An 8,801-nucleotide genomic window follows, 5' to 3' on the forward strand; every position below is an offset into this window, starting at 1 on the left:
AAACTCCTTTGTCATTTTTTCTTGAGATATCATACAAAAAAAAATATCCCCCCACAAGCCCTGTGGGGGGTTCTGTTTTTGTACTTTTCCGAATACAAATGTATTATATGAATTTCTTGACCGCCTTTTGGAATTCCTCGACAGCGGTGGTATCACCGTCCTCAATTGCATGGATGATGCAATGGGTCATATGCTCATTAATGATTTCTTTTCCGAGATTGCGAAGCGCCGAGTTGACTGCCGCCAGCTGGATTAACACCTCAGCACAATCCTCATCATTTTCAATCATGGCACGCACATGTGCCAGATGACCGGTTGCCTTGGCGAGTCGATTCAGTTGTTTCTTTTTCTCCTCCGGAGAATGGTAATGTCCATGATCCATATCATATCCTCTTAATTGTGATATAACTTATTTCCTTCATATCTCGGTTCACAGGTCAGATTGATACCAAGCTTCTTGAACACGCCTACATCTACAGATGAAAGGATAACCGACGAATGTGCTTCGAGTCCCGCAAGCATCGGCAGACATGCATATGCTTTCTTGGCATTTTCATTGTGCACGGATTCCATCGCCAGTGCAATGAGCAACTCATCCAGATGCAGCAGCGGATTGTGATCTCCGAGATAATTTACTTTTAAATTCATAATTGGTGTCAGCACTTCCGGTGACATCAGTTCAATCGCATCATCAATACCGGCGAAATGCTTTAATGTATTTAACATCATCGCGGAAGACGCACCCAAACGTGAGGAAGTCTTGCCCGTGATAATGGTGCCGTCTGCCAGCTCAATGGCTGCAGCCGGTGCACCGGTCTTCTCATCTTTTACATTGGCAGCTGCCACAACCGGGCGGTCTGATACCGAAATTCCGGCTTTTTCCATCAACAGTTCCAGACGCTGTACAGCTGAATCACTGCCCTCTCCCTTGCGCTTTGCGACAAGTGCCTCGTAGTAACGGCGAATGATTTCCTGCTTGGATGCATGACAGCATGCATCATCATCCACGATTCCATAGCCAGCCATATTGACACCCATATCTGTCGGGGACTGATACGGAGAGGTTCCCTGTATTTTTTCAAACATTGCCTTCAATACCGGGAAAACTTCCACATCGCGGTTATAATTGACTGTCGTCTCATTGTATGCTTCCAGATGGAACGGGTCAATCATATTGACATCGTTCAAATCTGCAGTGGCTGCTTCATATGCCAGATTGACCGGATGATTCAACGGTAGATTCCAGATTGGGAATGTCTCGAATTTTGCATATCCTGCTTTCACACCACGCTTTGATTCGTGATAAAGCTGAGAAAGACAGGTTGCCATCTTTCCGCTTCCCGGTCCCGGTGCGGTAACAACCACAAGCGGTCTGGTGGTCTCAATATAATCATTCTTTCCGAATCCCTCATCGCTTACAATGAAAGGCACATTGAACGGATATCCCGGAATGATATAATGACGGAATACCTTTAAGCCCAATGCTTTTAATTTCTTTTCATATGCAATGGCAGCCGGCTGCTCGGCAAACTGGGTCAATACGACACTGCCGACAAACAGACCATAGCTGGTAAATGCATCAATCAGACGAAGCAGATCCACATCATACGTGATGCCAAGATCGCCTCTGACTTTATTCTTTTCAATATCTCCGGCCTTGATTGCGATGACAATCTCAGTCTTGTCTGCGAGATTTTTTAACATCGAAATCTTTGAATCCGGCTTAAAACCCGGAAGAACACGTGATGCATGAAAATCATCAAATAACTTTCCACCAAATTCCAAATATAATTTTCCACCAAACTGGTCAATTCGGTCTCTGATTCTCTTCGATTGAAGCTCGGTATACTTCTCATTGCTAAAACCGATTCGAACATTGTTATTTTCTGACATGAATAAGTTCCTCCGTTAATTTGTTATTAATTTCTTTTGCCACAGCCATCTTGTAGGCCAGCCGGTTCTCCTGAGGTGGAATCTTTACACAGGTACAAAACTCCCGGTCTTTGACACAAATCGCATAATAAACCGTTCCCGGCTGCGAATCGTCCGGATGATTCGGGTCAATATTGCCCATGGTTCCGGTAACTCCGATTCCGATATCCGCATCATAAACCTGTTTGCACCGTTTTGCCATCGCAAGCGCAGTCTGTGTGGAATAAACAGAATACGTATCCAGTATTTCTTCCGGTACTCCCTGCATAATCTTTGCCTCATTCGAATAAGTCACAAACGCGCCCTTCATAATTGCTGAAGCGCCCTGTGTATCCGTAATCAGTGAAGCAATCTGCCCACCGGTTGCACTTTCCATGGTGCTGATTGTTAAATTTTCCTGAATCAAAAGCTTTGTCAGCTTCTGATAATCTTCGCGAACCTGCTGTTCGAGGCATTTTTTTCCCATCCATATATATTACCATTTTATTTTTTGCAGGGCAATATACATCCATACAAAAAGTGTTACCAGTCACAGCATGTATTGCCTGACATCCTCGCCCATGAACCCGGTACCCCCCTTCACTTTGCAAGAATATTTTGGTTTTCATATATGCAAAAGCTCGCATCCTGATTACCATATGTCTTTTGAATGCCTGTACAATTTTGAAAAAAGTTTATCGTTGGCGGACACACAAAGCGATCGTATATGTACTTCTCATCTAAAGGATACCCGGGTGAATCGAAGTGAGCTATGCAAACAGAGTCTGAACCCGGATATCCCTTAGATTGAGGAGTACATAATATCAATAAATGAAGTGTCCGCCACTTCATAAACGAACCTAAAATATTCGCAAAATTGTGAAGGGGGGTACCGGGTCCATGGGCGAGGATGTCAGGCAATGCAGGCTGTAAATGGTAACAGAAAGTTTATGCATGTAAAAAGCTCTCTGCACATAATGTGCAGAGAGCTTCCCCGTAAAACATATTTTAACCAAGGATTGCCTGGTCATTGTCAAATTCCTGGCCGGCAGCGACTGCGAACTTTTCCATCAGGTCATCTACCGTCAGTTTTTTCTTTTCATCTCCGCTGATATCCAGCACAATGTGACCATTGTCCATCATGATCAGACGGTTGCCGTGTGCAATGGCATCACGCATATTGTGTGTGATCATCAAAGTCGTCAGATTATCGCGACGTACAATCTGCTCCGTGGTCTCCAACACTTTTGCCGCTGTCTTTGGATCGAGAGCGGCTGTATGTTCATCAAGCAATAACAGCTTTGGCTTTTTCAATGATGCCATCAGCAAAGTCACCGCCTGACGCTGTCCTCCGGAAAGCAGTCCGACTTTGGTAGTAATGCGGTTTTCCAGTCCCAAATCAAGTGTTTCAAGCAATTCTTTGTAATGTTCACGCTCTTTGTGGGTAATTCCGCGTCCAAGGCCTCGCATGGTGCCGCGACGGCTTGCGAGTGCAAGATTCTCATCGATTCCCATGGTTGCAGCGGTTCCCATCATCGGATCCTGAAATACACGGCCAAGATATTTGGCGCGCTTATGCTCCGACATTCTGGTCACATCCACATCATCGATCAAAATACTTCCTGCGCTGACATACCAGGTGCCTGCAACTGCATTCAGCAGTGTAGATTTGCCGGCTCCGTTTCCACCGATGACGGTAACAAAATCACCTTCGTTTAATGTAAGCGACAAGCGATCGAGCGCCAGCTTTTCGTTAACGGTTCCCGGATTAAATACTTTTGAAATTTCATTCACTTTTAACATGATTCAATCCTCCTTACGATTTCTTTTCCGTCGCCTTCGAAGGCTTACTCATGTATTGTTTTCTCCAATACGGTACCGCAAGGAAAATTGCAACCACCACTGCCGACAGCAGCTTCAGCAAATTGGTGTCCACACCGAGTGAGAGCACCAGCTGCAATACCACATAATAGACAATTGCACCGATTCCGACAGCCAGCAGTTTCAAAGCAAAATTGTGGAAAATGCGGTCAAATAATACCGTTCCGATAATGACAGCTGCCAAACCGATTACGATGGCACCACGGCCCATATTGATATCGGCAAATCCCTGATACTGTGCCAGTAATGCACTTGAAAATGCCACCAGTGCATTGCTGACCATCAGGCCAAGTACCACACCACGTTTGGTATTGATTCCCTGCGCGCGGCTCATATTAGGATTGGCTCCCGTTGCACGGAGCGAACATCCGAGTTCTGTGCCGAAGAACCAATATAAAACAGCAATGATTAAAATCAGGACAACCGCAACCAAAAAGATCGGATTAAAGACCGGATGACCATCCACGATTCGTACCGGTGCACTCTTTACATTGCCCAGTGAAACCAGCAAATTGAAATTGCGGGCATTCAGAGACTGGTTTGCCTTGTTGTCCATAATTTTTAAATTGATGGAATACAAACTCAGCTGTGATAAGATTCCGGCAAGGATTGCCGGAATTCCCATCAAAGTATGAAAGAGACCGGTGACGAGTCCTGCCAACAGGCCGGCACCGACAGCCGCCAACAAGGCAAGCCACATTGGCTTACCCGATGTCAGCATCATGACACAGACTGCGCCTCCGGTACACATTGTTCCGTCGACAGTCAAATCTGCAACATCCAGAATTTTGTAGGTGATATAAACACCGATTGCCATAATTCCCCATATCAAACCCTGCGCTACTGCTCCCGGCAGTGCATTGATAAAATCAGTGAAAAACATTTTTTCACCCCCGATTATTATTTTTCGATTGCAACGTAGTCATCCGGAATCTTGATTCCAAGCTCGTCACAAATTTCTTTATTGTATTTCTTTGTTGTATTTGGTGCATACTTTACTTCCATCTTGGAAACATCGGCATGATTGACAAGCACTTCATATGCCATCTCACCGGTGGTATATCCAAGTTCATAATAGCTGATGGAAAGTGTTGCAACACCGCAGCCGGCACAGATTCCTTCTTCTCCTGTGACAATCGGAACCTTTGCAGGTCTGCAGATCTGATCGATGATACCGGTATTGGAAGCAGCTGTATTATCGGTCGGAATATACATCACATCGGATGCATTTGCTGCTGTGGTACATACGGAAGACACATCATTGGTATCTGTAAATGCATAAGGAGTAACCGTATATCCAAGCTTCTCAAGCTCTTTGGTTACAACCTCAACCTGATACAATGAGTTCGGTTCTGCGGTACAATACAAAATACCAACCTTTGCAAACTTGTCAGCCGGGAACAATTCCTGAATCATGGCAGCCTGCTCTTCAAGCGGAGCCAGATCGGAGGTACCAGATACATTGATACCTGTTGCACCTGACCAGTCCTTTAATTCCAATGCAACCGCATAATCGGTAATGGAAGTTCCGAGAATCGGAATTTCTGTTGTAGCTGCAGCTGCAGCCTGAAGCGGTGCAGTTGCATTTGCAAGGATCAGATCCACATTGGCAGATGCAAATCCGTTTGCAATGGTCGCACATGTAGCAGAATCACCTGAAGCATCCTGATAATCAAACTTCACATGGTCTTCTCCAAGTTTCTTGATCAAGGCATCCTTAAATCCCTGCGTTGCAGCATCCAGTGCATCATGTTGCACGATTTGGCAGATACCGATTTTATAAACTTTGTCAGCGGAGTCATTGCTTTTTCCGCAAGCGGTGAGCCCGAGCAGCATTGCACAGACCGCCGCAGTTACTTTCAACATTCTCTTTTTCATTTTTATCTCCTTCTCTTTCCTGTTTTTGCTTCATGCCATAAATGCAACAATACTTAAAACCAACATAGCATTATCACTTTTATGCACTAAAGCATTATTCTTAAATAATAATATGAGAATTGTTCTTCGTCAAGATGCTTTTTATTTTTTTTGTGTTATACTAAAAATCAAAGATTCAGAAAGGGTAATTTTTCCATGAGAGATTTGATTTTCAGTTTCAACGCAACCATGCCGGTTTTCCTGATGATGGTAATCGGTTTCTTTCTCCGTTCCATTCATTGGATCGATGATGAGTTTGCATCCCGCTTAAACCGTTTTGTCTTTAAACTGCCACTTCCGGTTCTGGTTTTCTCCCAACTTGCGACCACGGATTTTCGCAGTACATGGGACGGCAGGTTCGTTCTGTTCTGTTTCCTTGCAACCTTATGTTCCATCACCCTGGTTGCCCTGATTTCTCTCCTTATTAAAAATGCATCCCGCGGCGAGTTCGTTCAGGCTTCCTACCGAAGCAGTGCTGCTCTCCTGGGAATCGCATATATCACAAACATCTACGGCGAGGCCAGCATGTCTGCTCTGATGATTCTCGGCAGTGTTCCTTTGTACAATGTCATGGCAGTTGTCGTTTTGACGATTACTTCACCGGAAAACAAAAAGCTTTCCGGCAGCACCGTACAAAAAACACTCTTTGGCATCATCAAAAATCCGATTATTATCGGTATCGCACTCGGAATGCTCTGGTCCGTCCTGCGCATCCCGATGCCTCATATTCTCGACAAGACCGTCCATAATATCGGCAGCATCGCCTCTCCGCTCGGCCTCATCGCAATGGGAGCTTCCATCAAACCGGACAAGATTTCCGGTGCACTTGCACCGTCCCTTGTTGCATCCTTTTTTAAACTGGTCGGACTGGCTGCCATCTTCCTGCCGATTGCAATCTCGCTCGGCTTCCGCACCGACAAGCTGATTGCCATCCTCATTATGCTTGGCAGCGCAACCACCGTCAGCAGCTTTGTGATGGCCCGGTCCATGGGACATGAAGGTACGCTCACTTCCAACACGGTCGTCATCACCACCCTGTTAAGCGCCTTTACGCTCACAGGCTGGATTTATATACTCAAAGTTTTCAATCTGATTTAACCGGTTGGATTGCAAACATTGCACAGTTTGTTGTGCGGACGGCGGATTTGGGATATAATAATAAAAAATACTTTTGTACGGGAAAATACTTACTAAGACTAACTATGATTTGACAGGAGGAAAAAGTATGACCAAAAAGCAAAAGGGAAATGTGTTATCTACGACACTTTTCCAAAACATCATGTTTAATGCAATTATTTTGATTGCATTTATTATCTATGCCATCGTTATGATGCAGGCTCTATCAACCATCACAAGCTCTGCGACCGTCGCAAGCACCAATCAGTCCGAACTCCAGAGGCAGGAAGGAAAATTACATCAGATGACTGTGAATATCAATGGGGATGTCCACACGATTGTCAGCACCACGGCAGCCGGCGGAATTGTTTCCGATGACAATGATTCCGTCAAGGAAGTACGCAAGCTGTGCTCTGAGCTCGACAAATATGTCAGCTATATCACGGACGAAAGTATTCTCGTATCGCAGTCGGCAGACGGACCGGCGCAGGCAGCGGAACTGGCTTCCTGCATCGATAAATACAAATCGGCAGTAGAAAATGTAATTTCATATGCGCAGACCGGCGATGCGATTATGGCCATCACCGTGCTCACATCCGATTATGAATCCGTCAACAATGCCCTTGAATCAAGCTACCAGGCAGTCGAAGATTCAATTCAGGCGCTCTCCGAAAATCTGGGGAATTACCTGGGCGGAGTCAAAGCGGATGCATCCGTCAAAGGAATCATTTTGCTTGTCATTGTAGTCGTCATCATTCTGGCAAGCCTGATTATCACGTATTTCCGTGTCAGCCGCATTATCAAGAGAATGACACAGGAACTGGATCTCATCATTCAAAATATTCAAAACGGAAACGGCGACCTGACGGCCCGCATCCATACCAGGACTTCTACCGAATTGCAGACGATTTCAAACGGAATCAACCTCTTTATCGAAACCCTTCAGGAAATCATCCGCGGCGTAAAAGACGGAGCTGTCGTACTGACCACTTCCGCAGAATCCATGACCGGTCAGATTCAGCGTGCAAGCGACAATATTACCAACACATCTGCCGCATTGGAGGAACTTTCGGCAAGTATGGATACCGTCTCTGCAACAGCCACTGAAATCGATGATAATCTGGCTGAAGTGAAAGCAGCAACCGCACGCATTCATGAAGAAGCGGCCAACGGTTCACTGACTGCTGCAGACATTCGCAAAGAAGCAGATGAAATCAAACAGCTTGCTTCCCAGAAAAAGAATGATACCGGTTCTAAGATGGAGGAATTGTCCATCACCTTACAGCAATCCGTTAAAGACAGTGAGAAGGTTGGACAGATCAATGAACTGACCAATGAGATCCTGACCATCGCCAGCCAGACCAACCTGCTTGCGCTGAATGCTTCCATTGAAGCAGCCCGTGCCGGAGAAGCAGGCCGCGGATTCGCAGTCGTTGCTGACGAAATCAGTACGCTGGCCGACAATAGCCGTCAGACTGCAAGCAATATCCAAAGTATCAGCGTTGAGGTCACAGAGGCTGTCAGAACACTTTCCGATCATGCGCTTGAAGTCATCGCTTTTATTAATGAAAATGTATTATCCGATTATGACTCATTTGTTGAGACCGGCGAGCGGTACGAAAATACGGCCTTGCTGATGGACCGCATTCTCGGACAGTTTACCGAGCTTGCAGGCAATCTGAATACGATTATGGATCAGATGGCAAACAGTGTGACAAGCATCACCGAATCCGTCCGTGAAAGTTCGGATGCCATCAATATGTCCGCTGTCAACAGCTCCCATATTGTGGATGAGATTTCACAAATCGACAGCGCGATGGATGAAAACAATCGTGTCACCAGCCAGCTCAATGACAATACAAAGATGTTTGTAACCTTATAATGCTCCTGTGCGCAAACGAAAAGGAACCATGCCGTGTACCGACCCCCAAAAGTTAGACCAAAAAATCTAACGATTGGAGGTCGGTATTTTTATG

At 45.5% G+C, this 8,801-nt stretch carries 8 protein-coding genes; 2 read left to right on the plus strand and 6 right to left on the minus strand.

Annotated features, from left to right (window positions below; all coding sequences use genetic code 11):
- Positions 1-103: 103 nt before the first annotated feature.
- The 6 genes from CSX02_RS09880 to CSX02_RS09905 all read right to left on the minus strand — a co-directional run bounded on the left by CSX02_RS09880 (position 104) and on the right by CSX02_RS09905 (position 5,670).
- Complete coding sequence (locus tag CSX02_RS09880; RefSeq protein ID WP_031542271.1) at positions 104-382, minus strand: metal-sensing transcriptional repressor; 279 nt, start codon at positions 380-382, stop codon at positions 104-106.
- Between the two features lie 11 nt (positions 383-393).
- Positions 394-1,893, minus strand: a complete 1,500-nt coding sequence (locus tag CSX02_RS09885) for a DUF1846 domain-containing protein (RefSeq protein WP_099386572.1) — start codon at positions 1,891-1,893, stop codon at positions 394-396.
- On the minus strand, positions 1,880-2,398 hold the full coding sequence (locus tag CSX02_RS09890; protein WP_099386573.1) for a CinA family protein: 519 nt from the start codon (positions 2,396-2,398) through the stop codon (positions 1,880-1,882). The genes CSX02_RS09885 and CSX02_RS09890 overlap by 14 nt, the downstream gene beginning before the upstream one ends.
- A 521-nt stretch (positions 2,399-2,919) precedes the next feature.
- On the minus strand, positions 2,920-3,714 hold the full coding sequence (locus CSX02_RS09895; protein ID WP_031542277.1) for an ABC transporter ATP-binding protein: 795 nt from the start codon (positions 3,712-3,714) through the stop codon (positions 2,920-2,922).
- 13 nt (positions 3,715-3,727) lie between these two features.
- On the minus strand, positions 3,728-4,675 hold the full coding sequence (locus CSX02_RS09900; RefSeq protein ID WP_031542279.1) for an ABC transporter permease: 948 nt from the start codon (positions 4,673-4,675) through the stop codon (positions 3,728-3,730).
- A gap of 17 nt (positions 4,676-4,692) precedes the next feature.
- Entirely contained in the window at positions 4,693-5,670 is a 978-nt protein-coding gene (locus CSX02_RS09905; RefSeq protein ID WP_099386574.1) for an ABC transporter substrate-binding protein, read from the minus strand.
- 195 nt (positions 5,671-5,865) lie between these two features.
- Here CSX02_RS09905 and CSX02_RS09910 point away from each other — a divergent pair, with 195 nt between their 5' ends.
- Both CSX02_RS09910 and CSX02_RS09915 read left to right on the plus strand, forming a co-directional pair.
- Positions 5,866-6,807, plus strand: coding sequence for an AEC family transporter (locus CSX02_RS09910; RefSeq protein ID WP_099386575.1), 942 nt, complete (start codon positions 5,866-5,868; stop codon positions 6,805-6,807).
- A gap of 127 nt (positions 6,808-6,934) precedes the next feature.
- Entirely contained in the window at positions 6,935-8,707 is a 1,773-nt protein-coding gene (locus CSX02_RS09915) for a methyl-accepting chemotaxis protein (protein WP_099386576.1), read from the plus strand.
- The last annotated feature ends 94 nt before the right edge of the window (positions 8,708-8,801 follow it).

Source organism: Agathobacter ruminis, from assembly GCF_002735305.1.
GTDB lineage: Bacteria > Bacillota > Clostridia > Lachnospirales > Lachnospiraceae > Roseburia > Roseburia ruminis.

Bases quoted from the DNA above. Each gene is read 5' to 3' on its own strand.
- CSX02_RS09905 (WP_099386574.1), bottom strand. From the start codon at position 5,670: ATGAAAAAGAGAATGTTGAAAGTAACTGCGGCGGTCTGTGCAATGCTG.
- CSX02_RS09880 (WP_031542271.1), bottom strand. From the start codon at position 382: ATGGATCATGGACATTACCATTCTCCGGAGGAGAAAAAGAAACAACTG.
- CSX02_RS09895 (WP_031542277.1), bottom strand. From the start codon at position 3,714: ATGTTAAAAGTGAATGAAATTTCAAAAGTATTTAATCCGGGAACCGTT.
- CSX02_RS09900 (WP_031542279.1), bottom strand. From the start codon at position 4,675: ATGTTTTTCACTGATTTTATCAATGCACTGCCGGGAGCAGTAGCGCAG.
- CSX02_RS09910 (WP_099386575.1), top strand. From the start codon at position 5,866: ATGAGAGATTTGATTTTCAGTTTCAACGCAACCATGCCGGTTTTCCTG.
- CSX02_RS09915 (WP_099386576.1), top strand. From the start codon at position 6,935: ATGACCAAAAAGCAAAAGGGAAATGTGTTATCTACGACACTTTTCCAA.
- CSX02_RS09890 (WP_099386573.1), bottom strand. From the start codon at position 2,398: ATGGGAAAAAAATGCCTCGAACAGCAGGTTCGCGAAGATTATCAGAAG.
- CSX02_RS09885 (WP_099386572.1), bottom strand. From the start codon at position 1,893: ATGTCAGAAAATAACAATGTTCGAATCGGTTTTAGCAATGAGAAGTAT.